The following is a 24,066-nucleotide window of genomic DNA, read 5'->3' on the forward strand; positions in this document are numbered from 1 at the left end:
CTACCAGCAGTGTGGCTGAGCAGGGAAAACGTACGCAACCGTAACCTACGGTGACGCAACCGTAGGAAGCGAGGTCGCGCAGAACAAAGTGACGTGCGTCATACCTGGCAGCCGCATTCGGCCGAGCCCGGCGATTCCGGCAGCTCCGCGACGACGTCAGCGCGAGTTGCGTCGAAGCTGAAGTACCCCTTGATGGGAAGGCACTCGGGTGGCGGATCGTCGTAGGACCACGCCACGTCGTCGACCACCGTGTCCCCGATGACCGCCGACCAGTATGTCGCGTACCCCTTGTAGTTGCAGTACGTCGACGTGTCCGTGCGCCGCAACAGATCGGTCCGCACGAATGACGGATGCACATAGAGGCGGGGCTCGAGTGCGGTCTCGAAAACGATCACGGTGTCGACGGTGTCCACGAGTGTCGTGCCCGCGACGGAGACGCGAAGTCCACGCTTCGTCGGGCGGCAGTCGACGCGGTGATACGGGTTCGGCGGGTAGTGGACGAGCTTGCGGCCCTCCTCGAGCCACGCGTCGACGGCGTCCCACGGCACGCGCACGAATCCCGGAGCCTCCGGCACCGGCTCGCTGGGAAGGTCGGCGACCTCACCGGCGGGAAACGCATAGCTCAACGGGCTATCGCGGCGATGCACCAGCAGTGCATGCTCGGTGTCGATGACCGTAGCGCCGTTGCGGACGGCCTGAATTCGTCGAGGGTGTGGCTCGACGAAAACCGCTTCGTCGGGCAACGGCGGCGTGAACCATCCGAACGGGTCCTTGCTGAGCGGGCCATGTCCGGCGACAAGACTCATTGCGGGCCTCCGATCGCGGTGGTTCCCTTCAAGCTTTACAAGCTTCGCGCGAAGTGTCACCACTCCGTGCGAAATCGAACCTTTACAGATCCTCGTAGAAATGTCACGCTCTAGGTGCCGCTTCAGTTGACATCATGGATAGGACACCCATGGCAACGCGATCCTTCACCGCCGATGACCAGCGAGCCGGGGGTGTCGGTGCAGTTGACCGGCCGCCGTCCGGTCTTGCCCGCGTCCATCGGTATCAACTCAATGTCATCGCCTCGAGCATGGCCGATGTCGTGCAGTCGGCCGGCGGTTGGCTGTTCGACCGTTCGAGGGCCGGCTGGGACGTGAATGTTTTGGTCGCCCAGCACGACGACCCGCGAGCGTTGGCGATCCTCGGCGCCACGGCGTCGGACCTCGGCGCCGAGTTTTCAGCCACGCTTCGCACGGCGGCGCTCGGCGGGGCGCTGGCCGTTGGTGCGGACGTGCTCGTTTCCGATGTTCGTATTCGCGATGAGGTGCTCAAACTTCTCAAGCGTGGCCTGACCGAAGTCACCGTCTGGGGCGACGCATGGCCCGCTGAACTGGGCCGTCAGGTCAACCCCGTGCCACACAGGATCAGTGCCGCCGCGCGGGCGTTCAAGTCCCATGCCCTTGCCGCGGCAGTGGGTTCGAATGGCTCAGTCGGTCGAACCGAGACGCTCTTCCGTGTCGGAACGGGAGCATTTCGCCCGCTGTACTCGGTCTGAGTGGGCGGACCTACCTGATCCACCCGCGGCGACGCAGCCACCAGTCACGCGCGACCGCGATCACGATGAGCACGGCGAACGCGATAAGAAACCAGTCCTCGATGTGGCCGACATGGTTGCCGTGCATCATCAACAGCAGGAAGGCCGCCGACAGCAGCCCGCCGATGTGGATCAGCCGATGGTTCTCCTGGGACCAGCCCCATGCCGCGGATGGCACATCTTCGACGTCGACGCCGGTGTGTCGTTCCACCTCGGTGTTGGCCACGGGTGCTCCTCACGGTCGGGCTGAGTACTCGGCAACATTCTGGCACAGGTCTACTACGCGCCGGCGTAGACCTGTTTCAGCTGATCTTTCCGTATCGGCGCAACGCCTCCGCGCGCTCGACGGCGTGGTCGACGATGGGCTCGGGATAGCCGTCGCGGTCGACCTCCGGCACCCAGCGGCGAACGTAGGCACCGTCAGGGTCGAACTTGCGGCCCTGCGCCGCCGGGTTGAACACCCGGAAGTACGGTGCGGCGTCGGTGCCACAACCCGCGGCCCACTGCCAGCCGTGCTGATTGTTGGCCATGTCGCCGTCGACCAGCTGCTCGAGGAACCACCGCGCGCCCCACTGCCACGGCAGGTGGAGGTCTTTGACGAGAAACGAGGCCGCGACCATGCGCACCCGGTTGTGCATCCAGCCGGTCTCGGCGAGCTGCCGCATGCCCGCGTCGACGATGGGAAATCCTGTGCGTCCGGCTTTCCATGCTTCGAACAATCGCTTGGCGTCGTCGTCCTCGTCGACCTCGATCCTGTCGAACGACTTGTTCCAGTTCCACCACGCGCTGTCCGGCCATGCGTGCAGCACGGCGGCGTAAAAGTCGCGAAAAGCAAGCTCCCGCAAGTACGCCTGCGCGCCGCTGTCGCCGCGGCTCAGATCGACGGCCATGGTTCGTGGGTGAATGGTGCCGAATTTCAGGTGCGCCGACATCCGGCTGGTGGTGTCCAGGTCGGGGCGGTCACGCTCGTCTGCGTAACGGTCGAGGCCGTTGTCCACAAACCGCTTCCATTGGCGGCCGGCCGCTGTCTCGCCTGCCGGCATCTCGAGCGCTACCCCTGCGTCAGGGATGTCCACACCACCCTTTACGTCGGCCGGGTCGATCCAGCGCGCCGAGTCCGCGTCCGACTCGGCGGGCGCCCGCCAGCCGTGCCGGCGCCAGGCGTCGTAAAACGGGGTGAACACCTTGTACGGTGTGCCGTCGCCCTTCACCACCCGACCCGGCGACACCAGATACGGAGATCCCGACTCCTCGAACGGGATTTCACCCAGCGCGTCGCGGACGGCCGCGTCGCGCCGTGTGCCGAAAGGCGAGTAGTCGGCCGACACATGCACCGACGTCGCGCCGATCTCCTTGGCCAGCGCGGGAATTCGCGCTTCCGGACGGCCGCGCGTCACCAGCAGGCGGCAATCGAGGCGGTCGCGAAGATCGCGCAAGGCGTCGCAAAGATATTGAGAGCGGCGAGGTCCGGAGGACGCCTTCAGCCGCGGGTCCAGCACGTAGCAAGCCAGCACCTCGCCGTCGGTCGCCGCGGCGTCCAGCAGCGGTGGCAGGTCGCGCAGCCGCAGATCACGCCGAAACCACAGCAGTGCGGGCATGCCATTGATGCTGCCCGAAATTCGAGATAAGGAAACACGATGCAGTTCTGGTCGGGCACAGCGTTCATGAACACCTCCGAGGCCATCGCGGTCGCGCGGATGCTCGACGAGGCGGGCTACGACGGCATCGTGACGTCCGACCACATGGTCTACCCGCGGGAGCTGTCGTCGCCTTATCCGGATTCACCGACCGGTAAGCCGATGTGGGCACCCGAGACGGCGTGGCCCGACTCCTGGGTGCTGACTGGCGCGATGGCATCGGTGACGACGCGGCTGCGATTCTCCAACGCCGTGTACGTCGCTCCGGCCCGACCGCTCGTAGAGGTGGCCAAGCAGGTCGCGACCGCGTCGGTGATCTCCGGGGGCCGGGTGTCGCTGGCGGTCGGCGTCGGATGGATGCGCGAGGAATACCAGTTGATGGGCCAGAACTTCGACACCCGGGGCAAACGGCTCAACGAGATGGTCCCGGCGCTGCGCGAATTGTGGCGCGGCGGCTGGGTGTCGTGGAGCGGTCAGTACTACCAGGTGCCCGAGCTGATGATCGAACCTCATCCCGAAGCGCCGGTTCCGATCCTGTGTGGCGGCGAATCCGACGCTGCGCTGCGGCGTGCCGCGAGGCTGTGCAACGGGTGGGTCGGATACGCGTACGCGTGGGACGACGCGGTCCGCTACGCGCAGAAGCTCAAGGATCTACTCCGCGAGTACGGACGCGAGAACGAGCCGTTCGAGATCCTGCTTGCGCTCCTCGAGCCGCCGACACCCGATCTGTACAAGCGCGCCGAGGACGTCGGCATCACGGCGGTGATGGGCAGTCCGTGGGCGGGAATGGACGGCATGGGGTCAGGCGATGTCGATCGCTTCCGCGGACCCATCGAGCGATTCGCAGAAACGATCATCGCCAAGGTGCGCTGACGACGATCCCTGCCACAATTCCTCCATGACGCTCTGGCCTGCCGACGACTACCCGCGGGACATGGTCGGCTACGGGCCAAACCCTCCCCATCCGCAGTGGCCCGGCGGGGCGAACATCGCCGTGCAATTCGTGCTGAACTACGAAGAGGGCGCGGAAAGCAATGTGCTGCACGGTGATCCGGCTTCGGAAACCTTCCTCTCGGAAATCATTGGGGCGCAAGCCTTTCCAAATCGGCACATGAGCATGGAATCGCTCTACGAATACGGGTCGCGGGCGGGGTTGTGGCGGGTGCTGCGGGTATTCGACCGCCGCGGGCTGCCGCTGACGATCTTCGGGGTGGCGATGGCGCTGGCGCGCAATCCGCTCGCGGTTGCGGCGTTCAAGGCGCGCGGCGACGAGATCGCCTGTCACGGATTGCGCTGGGTGAGTTACCAACTCGTCGAGCCCGACGTCGAGCGGCGCCACATCGCCGAGGCGGTGCGGCTGATGACCGAGCTGACCGGCGAGGCGCCGCTGGGCTGGTACACGGGCCGCGATTCGCCGCAGACCCGGCGGCTGGTCGTCGAACACAGCGGTTTTCTCTACGATTCCGATTCGTACGCCGACGACCTGCCTTACTGGACGGTGGTCGAGGGGACGAACCACCTGGTGGTGCCGTATACGTTGGACACCAACGACATGCGCTTCGCCACCGCAGGCGGATTTCCCAGCGGTGACGAGTTCTTCACGCATCTGCGCGATGCTTTCGACGTGCTCTATGCCGAGGGCGCGGCGGGCGCTCCGAAGATGCTGTCGATCGGCCTGCACTGCCGGCTGGTGGGCAGGCCCGCGCGCACGGCCGCGCTGGAGCGCTTCCTCGACCATGTCCAGTCACACGAGCGGGTCTGGGTCGCCCGCCGCGTCGACATCGCAAGGCACTGGATCGAGCACTTTCCGCCGGGCTAGACGGATATCGTTGGCTCTGTGTCTGATTCGATGGACGATGCCGTCAGGGAACTGGTCGAGTGCTTGTACGGGGCGCTGGACAGACGGGACTGGTCCACCGTCGAGGCGTTGGTGTCGCCCCGCCTGGTAGTGGAGGTCGGCAGCTCGGCACCGGCTGACTGGGAGCAGTGGCGGGCGAACCTGGACGAGTTCTACCGCGGCTTTCCAGACGGGCGCCACGTCATCGAGGAAGTCCTCGTCGACGGTTCGCACGGCGTCACGCGATGCCGGTTCGTCGGCACCCACACCGGGGAGTTCCAAGGCGTGGCGCCCAGCGGCGCCAAGGTCTCCGTCGGGGTGATCCATATCGACCGTTTCCAGGGCGACATGCTCGTCGCACACCGCGGTCAGATCGACATGCACGGGCTATTCGAGCAGCTTGGAGGCCCTGCGGACGACTCTGCGTCAAAATAACGCTTGCTCTGACGTCAAAGTGATGTCACCATGACGTCATGGACTTGCAGCCGTACGTCGACGCGGTACGCCATGAACTCGGCGTCGCCGCCGCCGCTGGCGGTCCGGACGCCGAAGCTCTTGCCGACCGGCTGACCGCCCCACTGGAGTCGTCGATCCGGCTGGCACTGCTCGAAGCGCTCTCAGAGGCGGCCGAGCAGATCACCCGCGAGCTCGCGCCAGGCTCGGTGGAGGTGCGGCTGCGCGGCCGCGACCCCGAGTTCACTGTCAGCGCGGGTGTCGCCGAGCTGCCAGACGAGCCGTCGGTCGCAACCGGCGATCAGGAGGACGACGGCGGAACGTGGCGGGTGACGCTGCGTCTTCCGGAGAATCTGCGGCCGCGAGTGGATGCCGCTGCGCGCGGTGACGGCCTGTCGGTGAACGCGTGGCTCGTGCGCGCGGTGACCGCGGCGCTCGGCGTCAGTCATTCGCGTCGCCCGCGTGGCGATTCCGGCAAGCACTTCAGCGGCTGGGTCCGCTGACCGACCACGAAAGAGGAGATACCATGCCCAATTTTGATACCCCGCAACCCATTTCGGCCGTCATCGAGATAGCCGCGGGTTCGGTCCGGCTCGTCGCCACTGATCGATCCGACACTGTCGTGGAGGTCCGCCCCCGCGACGAGTCCCGGCCGCATGATGTCAGGGCCGCCGAGCAGGTTCGCGTCGACTTCGACAACGGCACGCTGATGGTGACAAGCAAGCGCGGGTTCTCGTTTCCGCGCAGGGGAGCGGTCATCGTCGACGTCGCACTCCCGTCCGGCTCACGGCTTCATACCTCGGCGGCGTCGGCCGACGTCACCGCCGACGGTGTATACGCCGATTGCAAGTTCGCGTCTGCCAGCGGTGACTTGACCGTCGGCACCATCAGCGGAAACCTCAAGGCGGACACTGCATCTGGTGGAATCAATGTGCAGTCGATCAAGGGCTCTGCATCGGTGTCGACGGCATCGGGGGACACCTCATTCGGCGAGTTCACCGGCGATGTGAAGTTCCGCGCGGCCAGCGGCTCGCTGATGGTCAGGCGGTTGCTGGGACACCTCAACGCGCAGACCGCTTCCGGCGATGTCACCGTTGCCACGGCGGTCAACGGCGGCGTTTCGGTTCAGACCGCAAGCGGCGAGGTCGTTGTTGGTATCGCGGAAGGCACTGCGGCGCAACTGGATTTGAGAACAGGATCCGGGTCGGTCCGCAACTCGTTGCAGCCGTCGGATGGTCCTGCCGAGGGCGACGAAACGCTCGTCGTGCACGCGCGGACCGGGTCCGGCGACGTGGTGGTGCAGCGAGCGACCGGTCCCGTGGCGGCCTAACCGTCGAACCGAAACACGGTGAGCTTGCCCGCCAGGGCCGCGAATTCGTCGGGGGTGCCGTCGTGTACCAGCCCCGCCCGCTTGGCGAAGCCGACACCGACCGGCACCTTCTCCGCGAAGCTGCGCAGCACGGGGCCCGCGTCGGCAGGGCTGAGTTCGACGATTCGTATGGGCCGCGACTTGCGTCCACGGGAAAGTGTTCCGGCACCCGCCGCGCGGGCGTTGGACGCCCAGTCGGCGCCTGGATATCCCGCCACGACATACAGGCCGCCGTCGTGCTCGAACGGCGTCATCGGTGTACTGCGCGGCTTTCCGGTTTTCCTGCCGGGCACCGTCAGGACCATCGCAGGCCCGGTCGGGATGCCCAGCCTCTGGACGGCCATCATGAACTTGTTCATCGGCTTGAGGTATCGCGGCGGCCGAAATTCAGACATGTGTTGACTTCCTTACTGTTTGGCGAAGACGTCGCGATGGGCGGCGACCCCGTCGGCGAAGCTTTCGGCGGGACGGCCTAGGATTTTCTCGACGTCGTGCGTCACGCGGGCGGGCTTGTCGACTGTCGCCTCCAGAAACGCGATGTATGCGTCGGCGAACTGGGCTCCGAAGCCAAGACCGATGAAGCGCTGCCGCACGAAGTCGGCCGGAACTTCCTGATAGCGCAATTGGCGCCCGAGGACCCCGCCGATCACCTCTACCAGTTCCGTGTTCGTGTAGGCCTGCGGTCCGGTCAGCGGAACCTTTCTGCCCAGCAGGTCATCGGTCAGCAGCGCGTTGGCCGCCACCGCGGAGATGTCCCGGTCGACAATTGGTGCGGTCGACGCCGTTGGGTACGGGCCGCTGACTACATCGCCGGCCTGAATCTGGGGCGCCCACATGCCAAAGAAGTTGGTAATGAACACCGTTGGGCGCAGGCTCACCCACTCCAAACCGGAATCGACGGCCAGTTGCTCGACTTCCTTGTTGCGGTCGCCGCGAAATCGCGATGGTTGACGAGAGAAGTCATCGTCGGCATTGATCGCCGACAGTGCGACGAGGCGGCGCACACCTTCGCGACGCGCCAGTTCGACGACCGGGGCGAGTTCCTCGCCCAGCGCGCGTGAGTTGAGGAAGATCGCGTCGGCTCCGCGCACACCGTCTGCGGCGGAGGTGACGACATCCACCGCTGCGGGAAAGACTGCGGTGTCCGGGCTGCGGGTGACGGCGCGTACCTGCGCGCCGGCATTGACGAGTTCGGTGACGAGTGGGCGTCCGACGTTGCCGGTGGCGCCCGTGACAAGAATTGCGTTCATGAAGCCAAGGACGGGGCCGCCACCGGAAAAGTTACAAGCCGCGGTGTGTAACTTTCCGCACCGCCGATTCGTCATTACTGCATGAGCGATTCACCGTCGGTCGACGTCGCCTGGCGCAGCCACCGCGCCTACGTGGTGAACCTCGCCTACCAGATGCTCGGCGACGTCGGGGAGGCCGAGGACGTCGCGCAGGAGGCGTTTCTGCGCCTGTCGCGCGCGGACCTTTCGGAGATCGACGACGTCCGGGCCTGGCTGACTGTGGTGGCGGGGCGCCTGTGCCTCGACCAATTGCGATCAGCCCGCGCGCGCCTCGAACGTCCTGATGAATCCGAAACCCTCGACGCGAGCCCGTCGACGGAGATCGATCCGGCCGACCGCGTCACGCTCGACGACGAGGTACGCAACGCGCTACTGGAGGTGCTGCAGCGACTGAGTCCAGGCGAGCGGGTCGCGTTCGTCTTGCATGACGTCTTCCAGATGCCGTTCGACGAGATCGCCGAGACGGTGGGCAGGCCCGTCGGCACCTGCCGCCAACTTGCGCGGCGGGCTCGGGCGAAGTTCGCCGATGCGTCGCCGCGGCTTACCGACATCAACGATGTCGAACATCACGCGGTGACCGAGAAGTTCCTCACGGCATGCGAAAACGGCGACCTGCAGGCGCTGACCGCGGTGCTGGATCCGTCGGTGTGGGGCGTGGCGACCTTCGTCAGCGGGGCGGAACCGCAAATCAACCATGGGCGGGATGCCGTGGCGCCCAATCTCCTTCGCTTCTTGGGCCATGGTCTCACCTTGGTCACCGGACCGGCAGGCGAGGTGCTCGGCTTCGCTGACCGCAGGCTGGCCGTGGTGCTCACGCTGACTGTGCGTGACAGCCTCATCGTGAAGATCGAGGCGACGGTCGATCCGTCGGCGGCGAGCAGGGCCTGATTACTGCCAGTACTCGTTCATGGGTTGCGCGAACTTGTCGTTGTTGGTCAGTGGTGGAAGCCCAAGGGACAGTTCGATTGTGCGCAGCAGGCTGTAGTGGTTGTTGTGGTCCTTGGCGACGAAATGCCCGCTGCGCATCCCGCCAGCCACGGCGCCCGGCGACGGGATGACGACCGTGACGATGTGATTGCCCTGGTTGCCATTGCCCAGCGACAGGTTGTTGTAGTCCTCGTCGAATGTCACGACGACGGCGCTCTTCTGCGTAAGGTCTTGCCACGTCGGCGAATTCAAGATGACGGGCAGCGTGTCCTGCAGCCACTTGTCGCCCGCCGCGACGTTGTACTGATGTCCGCCGAGGAACGGTGGTAAGAGCTGGCTGACAGCCCACTGGATGATGCCGTCGAGGGTGTCGGTGGGCCCCTCCATGTTGGTGTGGTCGCCGGCGGCGAACCACACGAAGTTCGGGGCCTTGGTCGGCACGTCGAGATCCTGTCCCATTTGGGAGAGGTCGAACAGGTGTGCCGCCACACGCGAGGGATCGTTGTAGATGTCGCTGAAGGCGAGGAACGGCAGCCGGTCGGTCGGGGTGCTGTAGCCGCCGCCGCCCTCCATGTAGCCCGCCCACGTCTTCTTGGCCGCCTCGATGGTGTCGGCGAGGTTGGGCTCGTCGAAGCAGTTGGAGGGGCAGTTGAAGTTCGTCCCGAAGTCACTTCCGCCGAGGATCGGGTAGTAGTTCGGGTCGCTGGGGTGGGTGAGCGCGAAGTAGTTCGATCCGAGGCCGTAGGTGTCGATCAGGCTGTTGATGTATGGCGCGTTGGGGCTGCCGACGATGTCGGTGTAGCCCTTGTTCTCCAGGTAGACCATGAACACGTGATCGAGCGGGCCGACCTTCGGCTCGGGTGGCGTTGGTGGCGGCGGGGCGGGCAGGGCAGCGCCGACGGTGAAGGACAGGTCGTCGGCGTAGGCGTTGTTGTAGTTGCCGGGGAACGGGTTGCAGTCCGTGAATGTCACGACCACGCGCGCGCTGCGGGTGCCCACCGGGATGGTCCCTGAGGTCTCGCGTTCGAACAGCACCGTCTGAAGCCAACGATCGAGCACGGTGACCGGCGTGAGATGGCCGGTGCCGAGGACCGACTGGTCGGCACCCAGGAAGTCGACACTGACCGATGCCGCAGACGGGTCGATGACGAAGCCGCCAAGTGCTCCGCTCAGCGTGTACGGCACTGCGCCGGCGTCGATGTCGGACGCCGCGGCGCTGAGACTCACGGTCTGGGTCAGCGAGGAAGTCGCCACGTTTCCGCCGCCGAAGAACTGTGCGCCGCTGCCGACGGGAGCGCAGACCGAGCTCGGAAATCCTAGAAACCCCGGCAGCGTCGGCCCTGGCGTGCCGAGCGGCCACGGCAGTCGGCGCGGCGTGCCGTATTGGATCACGGTCGGCGTACCGGTGACCGTCCATCCCGGCACCGTCACCGAGCTATACCCCGACAAGGACGGGTCACCGAGCTCGGCGCCAGGGTTGACCAGCAGATTCGGGCTCTGCACGAGGCTCGTCGTCACCGCGGCGGGCGCCATATTGACGAACGCCTGCTCGAACTCGCGGCGCACCCAGGCCAGCAAGGTCCACAGTGTCGGCGCCTCGGGCGGCGTCAGCGGTCCGGTGCCGGCCTGCGGGTTGAGGCCGATCGCGGACAGCAGCCCGGAGACGAGGTTGACGATGAGGTTGCCGCCAGCGGCGGGGGCGCTCACCGTGGACGGCGCGGTTGGGGTCAGGACGGTTGAGGTCAGCGTGGGAGATGCGGTCGTGGTGGCGATGCGTGCGGCGGCGAGCGGCACTACGGAAACCGCCGACGCGGTTGTGTTCGCGGAGCTCGCCGAAAGCTTCGACGCGGCGACGCTGCTTGTCGGCGATGCGGTCGCCGGTGATGCGATCAGCGCAGAGGAGCTGGTGCCAGACGGCCGGGTTTCCGTCGTTCGTTCCGATGAGTCTGACGTCGGTTTCTTCGTCGCGGGCGTGGAGTCCGTCGTCGTGGTGCTACCGGTTGAAGTACTGGTCGTGCCGGTGCTGGTCACGGAGGTGTTGGCACCGCCGGACGCCTGCACGACCCCGGCCTGTGGGTCGGTCGCTGAGCCGGACTGAGTCGAGGAATCCGTTGATGTCTGGGTGGACGTCGATGTCGTTGACGCGGTGCTCGTGGTGTCGGTGCTCGACGACGACGATGCCGAAGATGCCGGATCGCTCGACGACGAAGTGTTCGAGGTATCCGACGACGACGTACCTGTCGTATCGGCCAGCGCAATCGCCGGGGTGTTGGCAATCGCCGCGCCCAACCCCAGCGTGACCGCCAAGGCGCCGACCCGGCCGATATATCTGGCGTAGCCCATCATGACTCCTTGCGGGATGGGGAATTCAGGCCAGCAAATTTACGCCGCCGACGATCAGCAGATGTGGGAATGGTCGAATAGGTCAGCCGTAGGTGAACGAAAACGCTTGCAGTCCTTGGCTTAACCGAACCTCCACCAGCCCGCGGCGGATATCGTCGTCGGCGACGATCTGCCGCAGTGTCGGCGGACCGTTGACCTGTATGTTCTTCGTCTTGCTGTCGCGGACGACAGTCAGCGTGCCCGTCCCTCCGACCACCAGGTAGACATTGCGGGCGCGATAGTTCAGTTCGATGCTGGACCCCGGACTGGCCGAGGTCGCGCCCTGATAGTCGAGTGTCCATGGCCCTTTGAGGGCGAACGCGTCATCGGTCAGGCGTCGCGGGTAGTCGAACGTCGAGTCACCCTGGTCGTATTGACCGCCGCCGCCGTAGTTGACCACCTTGCCCACGCCCAGATAGGTCTCCGGGGTCAGGTCGGGCGGGGGAGTCGTGTCGACGGATTCGGTCGGCTTCGGCAGTGTGACGCCTGGACGAGCGTCGGAAAGCAGTTGGCGGATAAGGCTTTCGGTCGTCGCGTAGTCGCCCTCGCCGAATTTGATATGCCGGACGGTGCCGTTGGCGTCGATGAGGTACTTGGCGGGCCAGTACCGGTTGCGGTAATTGGTCCACGTCGAATAGTTGGGATCCAGTGCGACCGGGTAGGTGATGCCGAGATCCTTCGCGCCGCTGGCGACGTTGGCGGGGACTCGCTCGAACGCGTACTCCGGTGTGTGCACGCCGATCACCTCCAAGCCGGCGTCTTTGTATGCCCGATACCAGTCGACGATGTGGGGGATGGCCCGTTGGCAGTTGATGCATGAGTAGGCCCAGAAGTCGACCAGAACGACCTTGCCCCTGAGTGTTTCGAGGTTGACGGCCGAACCGTTCGGGGTGTTCAGCCATCCGGTGATGCCCGTGATGTCCGGCGCTGTGCCGCAGCTTTGGAGCTGCGAAGCCCCGTTGGTGCAGTTCGCGAGTTCTTTGTTCTGGTCGTTGACCAGGCCACCGAGGTTGAGCTTTTCGCGGATCTGCTCGTCGCCGCCGACGGTCTCCTGCAGCTTGCCGGTATAGTCAGGAATGGCACGCTGAAGCGCGGCCGGCAGATTGAACACGAGTGCGACGGCAAGAAGTATCGTCACAATGCCTGCAACGACGCGGATTTCGCGTTGGCGGCGACGGAAGGCGGTGACGCGTTCGGCGATGCGGCGGCCGGCGAGTGCGAAGAACAGCAACGGCAATGCCGCTCCGACCGCGAACGACAGGGTGAGTGCGATCGTGTTGAGACCGATGGTGCCGGTGGCGCCCGCGATCACGATGGCCGCCAAGACCGGTCCCGCGCAAGGCACATACAGCACACCGAGTGCGAGGCCCAGTCCGAAGCCGCTGTTGCCCGAACCGAATTGCTTCTGGGGAAGCCGGGCGAACGGTTTCTCGAGCAGCGCTTCGAACTTCGGGAACATCAGGCCGAGGCCGATCGCCACAAGCGCCAACAGTGCGACCCAGCGGATCGCATCCTGTGGCAGGTGCAGCAGCGACAGAAGTGCCGAACCAGCAAGCGTCACAACGGAAAAGCTCAGCACCAGTCCGGTGATGACGCGGTATGGCCGCAACGTCTGTGACAGCGATCGCTTCGTCTGGACTGCGCCGTCGTCGCGGGTGCTTTGCGTCCCAGAGAAGAAGATCACCGGCAGCACCGGAAGAATGCACGGCGAGATACCGGTGATCAGGCCGCCGAGAAAGCCGATCAATACGAGTGTGAACATGTTCGCTCTTTCATGGCGCGAGCAGACGCGGAATCGCGTAAATCCCGGGTGGGTCAGGCGATTCCGCGTCTGCTCGCGGTAGAAGATGACCTAGTTGGCCGGTGGCATCAGAACCGTATCGATCAGGTACACCGTGGCGTTGGCGGTACGAACCCCGCCGCAGACCACGTTGGCGTTGTTGACCTTGAGGGCGTTGCCCGTGCCGGTCACCGTCACCTCACCGCCCTGCACCGTCTTGTGCATACCGGTCACCTGCGCCGGGCTGGCCTGTCCTGGCACGACGTGGTAGGTCAGGATGCTGGTCAACAGGTTCGAGTCCGTCTTCAGCTTGTCGATGGTCGCGGGATCGATCTTGGCGAATGCCGCATCGGTCGGTGCGAACACCGTGAACTCGCTGCCGTTGAGGGTGTCGACCAGGTTCACATTCGGGTTGAGCTTGCCCGACACGGCCGCGGTCAGCGTCGTTAGCAGCGGGTTGTTCGAGGCTGCGACTGCTACCGGATCTTGCGCCATGCCGGTCACCGACGCCGGTCCTGTCGGGTTCTGCGCGGCATAGTCGGCGCACCCCGGGCCGACGAGGTTGGTAGCGGTGTCCATGGGTTGGTCCATGGGTGCCGGCGCGGCCGTGCTGGCGGCGACGGAGGAACTGGTGCTCGCGGGCGAGGCCGAAGTCGAGGCGTCGCTCGAGCACGCCGACAGCCCCAGGACCGTGATCGCGGCCAGACCCGCTACCGAGAATGCTTGCCGATGAAAAACTTTCATGACGCTGTTGCTCCCTTGTCGTGACGGGTCATCTGCCCGCCCTCTGCACTGACACCCGGTATTCGGCGGCAGGCCCGTCACGGATGGACTCGGATCGCCGACGTCACATTTGCGTCACTTTTTCCGCGTGGGCCGCGGCGCGGCACAATGGGGCGGTGAGCAGAACCCGAGTCCTGATACTCGGCAGCACCGGCTCGATCGGCACCCAGGCGCTGGAGGTCATCGCCGCCAACCCCGACCGCTTCGAGGTCGTCGGGCTGGCGGCGGGCGGCGGAAATCCGGATCTGCTGGCCCGCCAGCGTGCCGAAACCGGTGTGACGAACATCGCCGTCGCTGACGACGCCGCCGCGTCGCAGGTTGGCGATGTGACGTACACCGGCCAGGACGCCGTCACCCGGCTGGTCGAAAACACCGAGGCCGACGTCGTGCTCAACGCTCTCGTAGGCGCGCTCGGCCTCAAGCCGACGCTGGCCGCACTCGCCACGGGTGCGCGGCTCGCGCTGGCGAACAAGGAATCGCTGGTGGCCGGCGGCCCGCTGGTGCTCAAGGCGGCCAAACCGGGGCAGATCGTGCCCGTCGACTCCGAGCACTCCGCGATGGCGCAATGCCTGCGCGGCGGGACCCCCGACGAGGTGGACAAGATCGTGCTGACCGCGTCGGGAGGACCGTTCCGCGGGTGGACCGCCGAACAGCTCGAGCACGTCACCCCCGAGCAGGCGGGGGCACATCCGACCTGGTCGATGGGCCCGATGAACACGCTGAACTCGGCGTCGCTGGTCAACAAGGGCCTGGAGCTGATCGAAACGCACCTGCTGTTCGGCATTCCCTTCGACCGCATCGAGGTGGTCGTCCATCCGCAGTCGATCGTGCACTCGATGGTGACGTTCACCGACGGCTCGACCCTGGCTCAGGCCAGCCCGCCGGACATGAAGCTGCCGATCGCCCTGGCGCTTGGCTGGCCGGCCAGGGTGCCGAAAGCGGCCTTGGCATGCGATTTCTCCGCGGCGTCGACCTGGGAGTTCGAGCCGCTTGACGCCGACGTGTTTCCGGCCGTCGAGCTCGCACGCGAGGCCGGAACGAAGGGCGGCTGCCTGACGGCCGTCTACAACGCGGCCAACGAAGAAGCCGCGGAAGCATTCCTCGCCGGCCGCATCCCGTTCCCCGGCATCGTGCGCACGATCGCCGACGTCCTGCGCGGTGCCGACCAGTGGGCTGCCGAACCCGCTACCGTGGATGACGTACTCGACGCGCAACGCTGGGCCCGCGACCGGGCAAAGGGCGCAGTATCCCGGGAGGTCGTCACCACCAAATGATGTGGGTTATTGGCATCGTGCTCTTCGCCCTCTGCATCCTGCTGTCGGTGGCGCTGCACGAATGCGGGCACATGTGGGCGGCGCGGGCGACCGGAATGAAGGTGCGCCGGTATTTCGTCGGCTTCGGGCCGACGCTGTGGTCCACCCGCAGGCCCAACGAACTCGGCTACACCGAATACGGCGTCAAGGCGGTGCCCCTGGGCGGATTCTGCGATATCGCCGGTATGACCTCGATCGAGGAACTGGCGCCCGACGAACATGAGCGCGCCATGTTCCGGCAGAAGACGTGGAAGCGGGCCGCCGTGCTGGCCGCCGGGCCTGCGATGAACTTCGTCATCGGCCTTGTCCTCATCTACGCCATCGCCGTGATCTGGGGTCTGCCCAACCTGCATCCGCCGACAACGGCAATCGTCGGCGAAACCACTTGTGTCGCACCGGAAATCGCGAAGGGGCAACGGGGCGACTGCACCGGCCCCGGGCCGGCCGCCCTTGCCGGCATCAAGCCCGGCGACACGGTGCTGAAGGTCGGCGACACCTCGGTGGCCAACTTCGACGAAATGGCCGCCGCGGTGCGCAAGGTCAACGGCCCGACGACGCTGACCGTGCAGCGCGACGGCAAGGAGTTCACCACCGTCGTCGACGTCGCACGGACGTCGAAGTGGCTCAAGGACAGCGACGCTGCTCCGACGAACGTCGGCGCGATCGGCGTCGCTCCCGCGCAATTCGGGCCGACGCAATACAACCCGCTGTCGGCGGTGCCCGCGACGTTCGCGTTCACCGGAGATCTGGCCGTCGAACTCGGCAAGTCGCTGGTGAAGATTCCGACCAAGGTCGGCGCGCTGGTGCATTCCATCGGCGGTGGTGAACGCGATCCGGAGACGCCCATCAGCGTGGTCGGCGCCAGCATCATCGGCGGTGACACGGCCGAACACGGCCTGTGGATCGCGTTCTGGTTCTTCCTGGCCCAGTTGAACTTCGTGCTCGGCGCGATCAACCTCGTTCCGCTGCTGCCGTTCGACGGCGGCCACATCGCGATTGCGGTGTTCGAGAAGATCCGCAATATGATTCGGTCGGCGCGCGGCAAGGTCGCCGCTGCGCCGGTGAACTATCTCAAGCTCATGCCCGCTACCTACGTAATCTTGGTAGTGGTGGTCGGCTACATGGCGCTGACCGTAACCGCTGACCTGGTCAACCCGATCAGGTTGTTCCAGTAGGAGACTTTATGTCCGTCGGTTTAGGCATGCCGGCACCGCCCGTACCGACATTGGCTCCCCGGCGCAAGACCCGCCAGCTGATGGTCGGCAACGTCGGCATCGGCAGCGACCATCCCATCGCGGTGCAGTCGATGACGACGACCAAGACCCATGACGTGAACGCCACGCTGCAGCAGATCGCCGAGCTCACGGCGACGGGCTGCGACATTGTCCGTGTCGCATGTCCGCGGCAGGAAGACGCCGACGCATTGCGGGAGATCGCCCAGCACAGCCAGATCCCGGTCATCGCCGATATTCACTTCCAGCCGAAGTACATCTTCGCCGCGATCGACGCCGGCTGCGCCGCGGTACGCGTAAACCCCGGCAACATCAAGGAATTCGATGGCCGGGTCGCCGAAGTCGCCAAGGCGGCAGGCGCCGCAGGCATCCCGATCCGCATCGGCGTCAACGCCGGCTCGCTCGACAAGCGGTTCATGGAAAAGCACGGCAAGGCCACGCCTGAGGCGCTCGTCGAGTCCGCGCTGTGGGAGGCGTCGCTGTTCGAGGAGCACGGCTTCGGCGACATCAAGATCAGCGTCAAGCACAACGATCCGGTGATCATGGTCGCCGCCTATGAGCAACTGGCTGCCCAGTGCGACTACCCGCTGCATCTCGGCGTCACCGAGGCCGGACCGGCGTTCCAGGGCACCATCAAATCCGCGGTCGCGTTCGGCGCGCTGCTGTCGCGGGGGATCGGCGACACCATCCGGGTCTCGCTGTCGGCTCCGCCGGCAGAAGAGGTCAAGGTCGGCAACCAGATCCTGGAGTCGCTGAACCTGCGCCCGCGTGGGCTCGAGATCGTGTCGTGCCCGTCGTGCGGTCGCGCCCAGGTGGACGTGTACACACTGGCCAACGCGGTCAGTGCCGGCTTGGACGGGCTCGATGTTCCGCTGCGGGTCGCGGTGATGGGTTGTGTGGTCAACGGTCCCGGTGAGGCGCGTGAGGCAGACCTCGGCGTGGCGTCCGGCAACGGCAAGGGGCAGATCTTCGTCAAGGGCGAGGTGATCAAGACCGTGCCCGAGGCGATGATCGTCGAGACCCTGATCGAAGAGGCGATGCGACTCGCCGAACAGCATGGGACAGACGGAAGCGGTTCGCCCGTTGTGACCGTAAGCTAGGCATGACCCTGTGAGGGGGGTCACCTACCGCACCGGGATCGGTTAGAAAGAGTCATCATGTCGGCTCCGCCGCTATTTCGCCTCGTCGATGAGCGACGCGTGTCGGTGGTGCGAGACGCCTCGGCGGTGCGCAGGGTGCTCGACGACGATCCCGTCGGTTCATGCATGGTCGCGTCGCGCGTCGCCGAACACGGCATCGAGCCGTCAGCGATCGGCGGCGAGCTGTGGACACGGCGGCGCGCAAGCGAATCGCTGTGCTTCGCCGGAGCCAATCTGATCCCGCTGCGCGGTGAGGCCGGCGACATGCACGCCTTCGCGGACAAGGCGATGAGCACGGCACGTCGCTGCTCGTCGCTGGTCGGCCGCGCCGAGTACGTGCTGCCGATGTGGCAGCGCCTCGAGCATGCCTGGGGGCCGGCGCGCGACGTGCGCGAGCACCAGCCGCTGATGGCGTTGAGCACCGCTCCGCAATGTGGGACCGATCCGGCTGTGCGCCCGGTCCGTGTCGACGAACTCGACGCCTATCTTGTGGCCGCCATCGACATGTTCATCGGCGAGGTCGGCATCGACCCGCGCATCGGCGACGGCGGCCGTGGGTATCGGCGCCGGGTCGCCGGGCTGATCGCCGCCGGCCGGGCGTGGGCCCGCTTCGAACGCGGCCAGGTCGTCTTCAAGGCCGAGGTCGGATCGCAGTCGCCGGCCGTCGGCCAAATCCAGGGCGTATGGGTCCATCCCGATTGCCGCGGCCACGGCCTTGGCACGGCGGGGACCGCCACGCTGGCGTCGGCGGTCATCCGCAGCGGCCGCGTTGCCAGCCTCTACGTCAACGACTTCAACACCGTCGCCCGCGCGACGTATGCGCGCATCGGCTTCACTCAGGTCGGCACTTTCGCCACAGTCCTGCTTGACTGACGGCTTATCGCGACGCCGCTCGATAGTCTTCATGTCATGACCGAACACGACGGGAAACTCGCTCGCCGCGAGATCGCCGACACCCTGATCCGCGCGCTGGAGCGACGGCACGAATTGCTTGACGTCGTCGTGGAATCCGAGGACTACGACTCCGCGATCGAAGCGATCTCGACCATGCTCGACACGTCGCACGCCGCGGCCGAAGCGGTGCTGCGGCTGTCGTTCGACCGGCTCACGAAGGTGGCCCGGCGCAGAATCGCCGCCGAGCTGGAGGACCTCAACAACCAACTCAGCTTCACGATGGGCGAGCAGTCGTCGAGCCTGGGCGACACCTTGGTGCTGCGTCCGTTCTCGCCGGACTCGGATCGCGATATCTTCGCCGTCCGCACCGAGGACGTGGGTGCGGCGGGCGACGGCTCTGGTGCACCGGCGGGTGAACTCGACGACGAGATTCGCGGCGCGGTGTCGCGACTGGATGCCGAAGAGGCGGCATGGCTGGTGGCGCTCGTCGGGCCTGAGAAGGTCGGCATGGTGTTCGGTGAACTGGCCGGCGGTGAGGTCAACGTGCGGATCTGGATTCACCCCGCGCACCGCAAACACGGCTACGGCACCGCAGCCCTGCGCAAGTCGCGTTCGGAGATGGCCGCGTACTTCCCGGCCGTCCCGTTGGTGGTGCGCGCACCCGCCGCGGGGGCTTAACGCCGATTTCTGCGTGAGGGCTGCGCTTTCGCGCGCGACGCACAACCATGGCGTGGACATCGGAGCGCCTCCCCGATATTCATGTCTCGAGTTCGTAACATCTGCCTCAATGGCAACTTCAGCATCACGTGTGGCAGGTCTGCTGGCAGTCGCAATGGTGGCCGCGACGCTGAACGCATGCACTCCGAAACCGGCAGGGCCCGAACCCACCGCCGAGCAATTCTTCGCCGCGCTGGCGACCGGTGACACAGCTGCCGCGGCCGAGCTCAGCGATCGACCCGCCGATGCCCGCGCGGCGCTGAACGAGGCGTGGGCCGGTCTGCAGGCGGTCCGGTTGGACGCGCAGATCCTCGGGTCGCGCTACGCCGAGGACACCGGCAGCGTCACCTACCGCTATACCTGGCATCTGCCGAAAAACCGGACCTGGACTTACGACGGACAGCTCAACATGATCCGCGACGAGGGCCGTTGGGAGGTGCGCTGGAGCGCCACCGGATTGCATCCGCGCCTCGGTGAGCACCAGACCTTCGCGTTGCGCGCCGACCCGCCGCGCCGTGCCTCGGTCAACGAACGCGGTGGGACCGACATATTGGTGCCCGGCAATCTGTACCACTACTCACTGGACGCCCACGCAGCCGGCGGGGCGCTGATGCCGACCGCGCGGGCGGTCGCCGACGCACTGCGACCCTTCGACAACATGATGGATGCGCAGCGGCTTGCCGAACAGGCCAGCTCGTCGAAGGAGCCGCTGAGCCTGATCACGCTGCGCCAGTCCGACCACGACCGAGTGGCCGCAGCCGTCGGCGCCCTGCCCGGTGTGGTGGTCACACCGCAGGCCGAATTGCTGCCCACCGACGACTCATTCGCACCGGGCATCGTGAATCAGGTCAAGACTGCGGTGGTCGACGAACTCGACGGCCAGGCCGGTTGGCGGGTGGTGAGCGTCAATCAGAACGGTGTAGACGTCGACGTGCTCAACGAAGTGGCGGGCGCGCCTGCGCCGTCGGTCACGATCAGCCTCGACCGGGCCGTGCAGAACGCGGCGCAGAACGCCGTCAACGCCGTCGGCGGCAAGAAGGCGATGATCGTCGTGATCAAGCCGTCGTCCGGCGAGATCCTCGCCGTCGCGCAGAATCCGGTCGCCGACAGCGAGGGCCCGATCGCCACCACCGGCCTGTACCCGCCGGGGTCGACGTTCAAGATCATCACCGCAGGCGCGGCACTCGATCGCGATATGGCCACTCCCAACACGCTGTTGGGCTGCCCAGGGCACATGGACATCGGCCAGCGCACGGTCCCGAACTACGGCGGATTCGACCTCGGCACAGTGCCGATGTCACGCGCATTCGCCAGTTCGTGCAACACGACTTTCGCCGAGTTGGCCAGCAGGATGCCGCCTCGGGGGCTGACAACGGCCGCCGCGCAGTACGGCATCGGGCCGGACTACCAGATCGAAGGCATCAACACGGTTTCGGGATCAGTGCCGCCGACGGTGAATCTGGCCGAGCGCACCGAAGACGGTTTCGGGCAGGGCAAGGTGCTGGTCAGCCCCTTCGGCATGGCGCTGGCGGCGGCGACCGTCGCCGCCGGGAAAACGCCTGTGCCACAACTGATTGAGGGCCGGCAGACGGGTGTCACCGGTGACCACACCCCGATCACGCCGAAGATGCTCGACGGACTGCGGCCGATGATGCGTCTGGTGGTCACCAACGGCACGGCGAAAGATCTGCAGGGGGCGGGCGAGGTGCTCGGCAAGACGGGTGAAGCCGAATTCGCGGGCGGCTCGCACTCGTGGTTCGCCGGATACCGCGGCGACATGGCATTCGCGGCGCTCATCGTCGGCGGTGGCAGCTCGGAGTACGCGGTGCGCATGCTCAAGGGCATGCTCGATCAACTGCCACCGGACTACTCGGCCTGAGTAGCCTGTCCGCAGAGGGCTATGACGGACATCAACCACGAATCTGCGGCGATGCGCATCTCCGACGCCGACCGCAACGGAACGCTGCGCCGGCTGCACAACGCCGTCGCGCTGGGGCTGATCGACATCGACGAGTTCGAGGAACGCTCAGCGCTGGTCTCGCAGGCCCGACTGCACTCCGATCTCGACGCGCTCGTCGGCGACTTGCCAGGCCCTGGCGCGATCGTCACCTCGGCGGCCGACCGAGTGGAGCTGCGCGGCGTGCTGGGCTCGCTCAAGCGTCACGGCGAGTGGATCGTGCCCACCCGGCTGGCTCTGCACCGGCGGATGGGATCGGTCGACCTCGACTTGACGCGGGCGCGGTTCGCAGGACCGATCGTCGTCATCGAACTGGATCTGAAATTCGGCGGCCTGGATCTGCGGCTGCCCGACGGCGCCAGCGCGTCGATCGACGACGTGGAAGTCAATGTCGGCAGCGCGCACGACCATCGCAAAGATGCACCCGCAGAAGGCAGGCCACACGTCATCCTCACCGGCAAGGTGGTGTGCGGTTCGGTGGACATCCGCGGCCCGCGACGGGCGTGGCGCTTCGGCCGTCCTACTTGAGCGGCTCGTCCGGCACGCCGTAACGCTCCTGGTACGCCCTCACCTGCTCGCGCACCAGGCCGGCGTCGAGCCCCGTATCCGCCCAGGTGTATCGGCTGCCACCACCGTCACCAGGATGGGCCGCCAAGAATTCCCGCATGTTCTGCTCGGCGACCGGGTCCAGCTCGCGGTCGAGTTCGGCATACAACGCCCTAATGGTCGCGAAGGGGTCGCGGATGAAGTCGGCGAACTGCACGTCGACCACCCTCTGCGCCAACGAGTCTCGCAACTTCATGCCGCGATCCAAGCCGACGACGATCTCCTCACATGACTGCGCCGCGCACTCGGTGATCGAGCTTTCGTCGGACGCCAGGTGACGTAAGTGGTTGGTGAGTGCGCTGATCGACGAGATCACGTTGAGCGGATCGCGGTGCGTCTGCACGATCAGCGCATCGGGGTACTCGGCGACCAGCGCGTCGAGCTGCCACAGATGCGCCGGCGACTTCAGCAGCCACTGACCCGGGACACCAGATTGTAAGTGCTGCAAGAAGATTCGGTGATAGTGGTAGGCCGGATGATGGTCCGCCTCGTACAGTAACCACTGGTAGTAGCTGGGCAGCCGGTACTGCACCGAGAAGATCATGCTGCAGAACTGGCCTGCGGTGATGCGCACACACTCCTGACCGACCAGCGCCCCCATCGGATGCCACGTCAATAGGCCGGGCACGATCTGCTCGGACATCTCGATGCCAGCCTGGGTTTCGGCGATCCGCGGATCGGAGTCGTACGTCTGCGGGGTTGGCAGCGGGAACGGGTTGTCGACTTCCCATGTCAACGGCGGCCGAAGCGCCGGATCCTGCGCGAGTAGGTCGAACAGGATCGTCGTGCCGGTACGAGGCTGGCCCACGATGAAGATCGGCCGGGTTACCGGCTGGGCCGCGACGCCGGGATTCTCCTTGCGCCACTTGACGATCTGCAGGCGACTCGTCAGTGGACGGATGATGTCGAGCACGGCGATCTCGACGCCGAGGTCGTTGAGCCTGGCCTCGGACACCAGGCCTTCGCACAGCCGCGCCAACCCGTCGCGCCAGGTGTCGTCGTCGCCGAAATCATCACTTCCGGCGAGCTCGCACGCCTCCTCGATGAGGCGGTCAGGGACAAAACGCCCGGCGGTCATGATGTCGAGCCGCCGCGACAGACGGTGGTGCGAACGTCCGGCGCGTCAGGGTTGTCGAGCCATCGCAGCACGACGAAGCCGCGCCGCCGGCCGCCGGTGTCCAGCCAATGGCCGTGCCCGAAGTCTTTGGCGCCGATCGCGATTCGGGCTATGCCGTCGGCGTCCGCGACCAACCCCTTGTTGGTGACGGAGCTGTGCCGGTGCCGCGGCTCGAGGCATTCATGCCAGATGTTCTCCAGAGTGACATTCCAGTACCGCGTGTCCGGCGGGGTGAACTCCAGCACCAGCGACTCGTCGGGGTCCAGTCCAAACGTGCCGATCATGTACAAGTTGTCGGGTGTCGTGTCGGCGCTGCCGAGTTCGGCCGCCGCCGCGGTCAGCAGCGTGTTGGGCGCAGTCAACAGCTCGGGCTTGATGGTGCGGTGCAACGTGGTCAGCTTGACGATGGTCCACGCCATCGCCGTGAATTGTTCGGCGGCCTCGCTGTCCGTGATCGGGCTCAGCGGATCGGCGTCGACGCATTCGATGGTCATGGTTGCGGGTTCTTCGGTATGTGGGTCGCCGATGTACTCCCGCACCACAATCGACGCGGCATCGGCGGGGATCGGGATCCACTGCGCCGAGCCGAGGATGTCGGCCGAGGGTTCGGCCGCCGAAAGCACCAACGAAAACGACCCAGACGTCACCTTCAGATCCGTGTCGCCGAGGTGGCCCGCCATCCGTCGCGGACTCAGCCCTGCGCCTGCGAGGATCTGGAAGCCGAGATATGCCGTGCTGCCACGTGTTCCGGTGACCCGATAGGTTCGGTCGCCGCGGATCATCGCCAGCAGGTACCGGCCATCGGGGTTCGGCCCGCCGACCATGCGGGTGTCCGAGCACATATCGAAGAAGTGGGGACGCTGCGCGTCGGCCTGGACGGACAGCTCGGAACACAAACCGGTCACCTTGGCAATGACGCGCAGGCCCTCGAGCAGTTCCCGCTCGTCGATGGCGTCGTCGATAACGGTCTGGGTGACGTCAGCCAGCACCTGCTGTACGAATCGCCAGGTTTCGAGCGTTTTCGGCGCCCAATCGTTGCCAATGTTCTCCATGGT

At 66.0% G+C, this 24,066-nt stretch carries 26 protein-coding genes; 16 read left to right on the forward strand and 10 right to left on the reverse strand.

The window, feature by feature from the left end:
- Positions 1 to 98: 98 nt before the first annotated feature.
- Complete coding sequence (locus ACWW36_RS19325) at positions 99 to 806, reverse strand: DUF427 domain-containing protein (RefSeq protein ID WP_456137585.1); 708 nt, start codon at positions 804 to 806, stop codon at positions 99 to 101.
- A 134-nt stretch (positions 807 to 940) separates the two neighbouring features.
- On the opposite strand from ACWW36_RS19325, the gene ACWW36_RS19330 reads away from it, so the two are divergent.
- Positions 941 to 1,540 carry a hypothetical protein gene (locus tag ACWW36_RS19330; RefSeq protein ID WP_456137586.1) on the forward strand — a complete coding sequence of 200 codons (600 nt, stop codon included), beginning with the start codon at positions 941 to 943 and terminating at the stop codon, positions 1,538 to 1,540.
- 10 nt (positions 1,541 to 1,550) lie between these two features.
- Here the strand turns inward: ACWW36_RS19330 and ACWW36_RS19335 are convergent, their stop codons facing one another.
- Together ACWW36_RS19335 and ACWW36_RS19340 are read right to left on the reverse strand one after the other, a co-directional pair.
- The gene (locus tag ACWW36_RS19335; protein ID WP_456137587.1) at positions 1,551 to 1,805 is read right to left on the reverse strand and encodes a DUF2631 domain-containing protein; all 255 of its coding nucleotides are present in this window, start codon (positions 1,803 to 1,805) and stop codon (positions 1,551 to 1,553) included.
- A gap of 76 nt (positions 1,806 to 1,881) precedes the next feature.
- Positions 1,882 to 3,177 (reverse strand): cryptochrome/photolyase family protein, encoded by a 1,296-nt coding sequence (locus ACWW36_RS19340; RefSeq protein WP_456137588.1) that lies wholly within the window; start codon positions 3,175 to 3,177, stop codon positions 1,882 to 1,884.
- A gap of 39 nt (positions 3,178 to 3,216) precedes the next feature.
- Here ACWW36_RS19340 and ACWW36_RS19345 point away from each other — a divergent pair, with 39 nt between their 5' ends.
- The 5 genes from ACWW36_RS19345 to ACWW36_RS19365 are packed head-to-tail and all read left to right on the forward strand — an operon-like array spanning position 3,217 to position 6,836.
- Positions 3,217 to 4,089 carry a TIGR03619 family F420-dependent LLM class oxidoreductase gene (locus tag ACWW36_RS19345; RefSeq protein ID WP_456137589.1) on the forward strand — a complete coding sequence of 291 codons (873 nt, stop codon included), beginning with the start codon at positions 3,217 to 3,219 and terminating at the stop codon, positions 4,087 to 4,089.
- Positions 4,090 to 4,114: 25 nt separating this feature from the next.
- On the forward strand, positions 4,115 to 5,035 hold the full coding sequence (gene puuE, locus ACWW36_RS19350) for an allantoinase PuuE (protein ID WP_456137590.1): 921 nt from the start codon (positions 4,115 to 4,117) through the stop codon (positions 5,033 to 5,035).
- 18 nt (positions 5,036 to 5,053) lie between these two features.
- Positions 5,054 to 5,488, forward strand: coding sequence for an ester cyclase (locus ACWW36_RS19355; RefSeq protein ID WP_456137591.1), 435 nt, complete (start codon positions 5,054 to 5,056; stop codon positions 5,486 to 5,488).
- A gap of 38 nt (positions 5,489 to 5,526) precedes the next feature.
- Positions 5,527 to 6,009: a histidine kinase gene (locus tag ACWW36_RS19360; RefSeq protein WP_456137592.1), complete on the forward strand. Its 483-nt coding sequence runs from the start codon at positions 5,527 to 5,529 to the stop codon at positions 6,007 to 6,009.
- Positions 6,010 to 6,032: 23 nt separating this feature from the next.
- Positions 6,033 to 6,836, forward strand: a complete 804-nt coding sequence (locus ACWW36_RS19365; protein ID WP_456137593.1) for a DUF4097 family beta strand repeat-containing protein — start codon at positions 6,033 to 6,035, stop codon at positions 6,834 to 6,836.
- Here the strand turns inward: ACWW36_RS19365 and ACWW36_RS19370 are convergent.
- Complete coding sequence (locus ACWW36_RS19370; protein WP_456137594.1) at positions 6,833 to 7,270, reverse strand: nitroreductase family deazaflavin-dependent oxidoreductase; 438 nt, start codon at positions 7,268 to 7,270, stop codon at positions 6,833 to 6,835. The genes ACWW36_RS19365 and ACWW36_RS19370 overlap by 4 nt on opposite strands.
- Before the next feature lie 12 nt (positions 7,271 to 7,282).
- A complete protein-coding gene (locus ACWW36_RS19375; protein WP_456137595.1) occupies positions 7,283 to 8,125 on the reverse strand; it encodes an NmrA family NAD(P)-binding protein in 843 nt (280 codons plus the stop codon).
- A gap of 81 nt (positions 8,126 to 8,206) precedes the next feature.
- On the opposite strand from ACWW36_RS19375, the gene sigI reads away from it, so the two are divergent.
- Positions 8,207 to 9,052: an RNA polymerase sigma factor SigI gene (gene sigI, locus ACWW36_RS19380; RefSeq protein ID WP_456137596.1), complete on the forward strand. Its 846-nt coding sequence runs from the start codon at positions 8,207 to 8,209 to the stop codon at positions 9,050 to 9,052.
- Here the strand turns inward: sigI and ACWW36_RS19385 are convergent, their stop codons facing one another.
- The gene (locus ACWW36_RS19385) at positions 9,053 to 10,798 is read right to left on the reverse strand and encodes an alkaline phosphatase family protein (protein ID WP_456137597.1); all 1,746 of its coding nucleotides are present in this window, start codon (positions 10,796 to 10,798) and stop codon (positions 9,053 to 9,055) included.
- Between ACWW36_RS19385 and ACWW36_RS19390 the strand changes: the two genes are divergently transcribed.
- Positions 10,767 to 11,189, forward strand: coding sequence for a hypothetical protein (locus ACWW36_RS19390; RefSeq protein WP_456137598.1), 423 nt, complete (start codon positions 10,767 to 10,769; stop codon positions 11,187 to 11,189). The two genes, ACWW36_RS19385 and ACWW36_RS19390, sit on opposite strands and share 32 nt — an antisense overlap.
- 24 nt (positions 11,190 to 11,213) lie before the next feature.
- Complete coding sequence (locus ACWW36_RS19395) at positions 11,214 to 11,429, forward strand: hypothetical protein (RefSeq protein WP_456137599.1); 216 nt, start codon at positions 11,214 to 11,216, stop codon at positions 11,427 to 11,429.
- 87 nt (positions 11,430 to 11,516) lie between these two features.
- Here ACWW36_RS19395 and ACWW36_RS19400 read toward each other — a convergent pair whose 3' ends face one another.
- Positions 11,517 to 13,235, reverse strand: coding sequence for a cytochrome c biogenesis protein DipZ (locus tag ACWW36_RS19400; protein ID WP_456137600.1), 1,719 nt, complete (start codon positions 13,233 to 13,235; stop codon positions 11,517 to 11,519).
- A 90-nt stretch (positions 13,236 to 13,325) separates the two neighbouring features.
- On the reverse strand, positions 13,326 to 13,997 hold the full coding sequence (locus tag ACWW36_RS19405) for a fasciclin domain-containing protein (RefSeq protein ID WP_456137601.1): 672 nt from the start codon (positions 13,995 to 13,997) through the stop codon (positions 13,326 to 13,328).
- 155 nt (positions 13,998 to 14,152) lie between these two features.
- Between ACWW36_RS19405 and dxr the strand changes: the two genes are divergently transcribed.
- The 7 genes from dxr to ACWW36_RS19440 all read left to right on the forward strand — a co-directional run bounded on the left by dxr (position 14,153) and on the right by ACWW36_RS19440 (position 21,816).
- Positions 14,153 to 15,310, forward strand: coding sequence for a 1-deoxy-D-xylulose-5-phosphate reductoisomerase (gene dxr, locus ACWW36_RS19410; protein WP_456137602.1), 1,158 nt, complete (start codon positions 14,153 to 14,155; stop codon positions 15,308 to 15,310).
- Positions 15,307 to 16,524, forward strand: coding sequence for a M50 family metallopeptidase (locus ACWW36_RS19415; protein WP_456137603.1), 1,218 nt, complete (start codon positions 15,307 to 15,309; stop codon positions 16,522 to 16,524). The genes dxr and ACWW36_RS19415 overlap by 4 nt, the downstream gene beginning before the upstream one ends.
- 8 nt (positions 16,525 to 16,532) lie before the next feature.
- Positions 16,533 to 17,681 carry a flavodoxin-dependent (E)-4-hydroxy-3-methylbut-2-enyl-diphosphate synthase gene (gene ispG, locus ACWW36_RS19420; RefSeq protein WP_456137604.1) on the forward strand — a complete coding sequence of 383 codons (1,149 nt, stop codon included), beginning with the start codon at positions 16,533 to 16,535 and terminating at the stop codon, positions 17,679 to 17,681.
- 57 nt (positions 17,682 to 17,738) lie between these two features.
- Positions 17,739 to 18,593 (forward strand): GNAT family N-acetyltransferase, encoded by an 855-nt coding sequence (locus ACWW36_RS19425; protein ID WP_456137605.1) that lies wholly within the window; start codon positions 17,739 to 17,741, stop codon positions 18,591 to 18,593.
- Between the two features lie 36 nt (positions 18,594 to 18,629).
- Positions 18,630 to 19,292: a GNAT family N-acetyltransferase gene (locus ACWW36_RS19430; protein ID WP_456137606.1), complete on the forward strand. Its 663-nt coding sequence runs from the start codon at positions 18,630 to 18,632 to the stop codon at positions 19,290 to 19,292.
- A 109-nt stretch (positions 19,293 to 19,401) separates the two neighbouring features.
- On the forward strand, positions 19,402 to 21,210 hold the full coding sequence (locus ACWW36_RS19435) for a penicillin-binding transpeptidase domain-containing protein (protein ID WP_456137607.1): 1,809 nt from the start codon (positions 19,402 to 19,404) through the stop codon (positions 21,208 to 21,210).
- Positions 21,211 to 21,231: 21 nt separating this feature from the next.
- Entirely contained in the window at positions 21,232 to 21,816 is a 585-nt protein-coding gene (locus tag ACWW36_RS19440; RefSeq protein ID WP_456137608.1) for a DUF1707 SHOCT-like domain-containing protein, read from the forward strand.
- Here ACWW36_RS19440 and ACWW36_RS19445 read toward each other — a convergent pair.
- Complete coding sequence (locus ACWW36_RS19445) at positions 21,809 to 22,972, reverse strand: sulfotransferase (protein ID WP_456137609.1); 1,164 nt, start codon at positions 22,970 to 22,972, stop codon at positions 21,809 to 21,811. The genes ACWW36_RS19440 and ACWW36_RS19445 overlap by 8 nt on opposite strands.
- Positions 22,969 to 24,063: a DUF1214 domain-containing protein gene (locus tag ACWW36_RS19450; RefSeq protein ID WP_456137610.1), complete on the reverse strand. Its 1,095-nt coding sequence runs from the start codon at positions 24,061 to 24,063 to the stop codon at positions 22,969 to 22,971. The genes ACWW36_RS19445 and ACWW36_RS19450 overlap by 4 nt, the downstream gene beginning before the upstream one ends.
- Between the last annotated feature and the right edge of the window lie 3 nt (positions 24,064 to 24,066).

The sequence above is a fragment of the Mycobacterium sp. MMS18-G62 genome (genome assembly GCF_053877835.1).

What these genes read in the sequence shown, in the direction of transcription:
- ACWW36_RS19440 (WP_456137608.1), top strand. Translation starts at nt 21,232, where the DNA reads ATGACGGACATCAACCACGAATCTGCGGCGATGCGCATCTCCGACGCC.
- ACWW36_RS19340 (WP_456137588.1), bottom strand. Translation starts at nt 3,177, where the DNA reads ATGCCCGCACTGCTGTGGTTTCGGCGTGATCTGCGGCTGCGCGACCTG.
- ACWW36_RS19425 (WP_456137605.1), top strand. Translation starts at nt 17,739, where the DNA reads ATGTCGGCTCCGCCGCTATTTCGCCTCGTCGATGAGCGACGCGTGTCG.
- ACWW36_RS19430 (WP_456137606.1), top strand. Translation starts at nt 18,630, where the DNA reads ATGACCGAACACGACGGGAAACTCGCTCGCCGCGAGATCGCCGACACC.
- ACWW36_RS19450 (WP_456137610.1), bottom strand. Translation starts at nt 24,063, where the DNA reads ATGGAGAACATTGGCAACGATTGGGCGCCGAAAACGCTCGAAACCTGG.
- ACWW36_RS19445 (WP_456137609.1), bottom strand. Translation starts at nt 22,972, where the DNA reads ATGACCGCCGGGCGTTTTGTCCCTGACCGCCTCATCGAGGAGGCGTGC.
- ACWW36_RS19365 (WP_456137593.1), top strand. Translation starts at nt 6,033, where the DNA reads ATGCCCAATTTTGATACCCCGCAACCCATTTCGGCCGTCATCGAGATA.
- ACWW36_RS19405 (WP_456137601.1), bottom strand. Translation starts at nt 13,997, where the DNA reads ATGAAAGTTTTTCATCGGCAAGCATTCTCGGTAGCGGGTCTGGCCGCG.
- sigI (WP_456137596.1), top strand. Translation starts at nt 8,207, where the DNA reads ATGAGCGATTCACCGTCGGTCGACGTCGCCTGGCGCAGCCACCGCGCC.
- ispG (WP_456137604.1), top strand. Translation starts at nt 16,533, where the DNA reads ATGTCCGTCGGTTTAGGCATGCCGGCACCGCCCGTACCGACATTGGCT.
- ACWW36_RS19435 (WP_456137607.1), top strand. Translation starts at nt 19,402, where the DNA reads ATGGCAACTTCAGCATCACGTGTGGCAGGTCTGCTGGCAGTCGCAATG.
- ACWW36_RS19390 (WP_456137598.1), top strand. Translation starts at nt 10,767, where the DNA reads ATGAGGTTGCCGCCAGCGGCGGGGGCGCTCACCGTGGACGGCGCGGTT.
- puuE (WP_456137590.1), top strand. Translation starts at nt 4,115, where the DNA reads ATGACGCTCTGGCCTGCCGACGACTACCCGCGGGACATGGTCGGCTAC.
- ACWW36_RS19345 (WP_456137589.1), top strand. Translation starts at nt 3,217, where the DNA reads ATGCAGTTCTGGTCGGGCACAGCGTTCATGAACACCTCCGAGGCCATC.
- ACWW36_RS19375 (WP_456137595.1), bottom strand. Translation starts at nt 8,125, where the DNA reads ATGAACGCAATTCTTGTCACGGGCGCCACCGGCAACGTCGGACGCCCA.
- ACWW36_RS19325 (WP_456137585.1), bottom strand. Translation starts at nt 806, where the DNA reads ATGAGTCTTGTCGCCGGACATGGCCCGCTCAGCAAGGACCCGTTCGGA.
- ACWW36_RS19360 (WP_456137592.1), top strand. Translation starts at nt 5,527, where the DNA reads ATGGACTTGCAGCCGTACGTCGACGCGGTACGCCATGAACTCGGCGTC.
- ACWW36_RS19330 (WP_456137586.1), top strand. Translation starts at nt 941, where the DNA reads ATGGATAGGACACCCATGGCAACGCGATCCTTCACCGCCGATGACCAG.
- ACWW36_RS19400 (WP_456137600.1), bottom strand. Translation starts at nt 13,235, where the DNA reads ATGTTCACACTCGTATTGATCGGCTTTCTCGGCGGCCTGATCACCGGT.
- ACWW36_RS19370 (WP_456137594.1), bottom strand. Translation starts at nt 7,270, where the DNA reads ATGTCTGAATTTCGGCCGCCGCGATACCTCAAGCCGATGAACAAGTTC.
- ACWW36_RS19415 (WP_456137603.1), top strand. Translation starts at nt 15,307, where the DNA reads ATGATGTGGGTTATTGGCATCGTGCTCTTCGCCCTCTGCATCCTGCTG.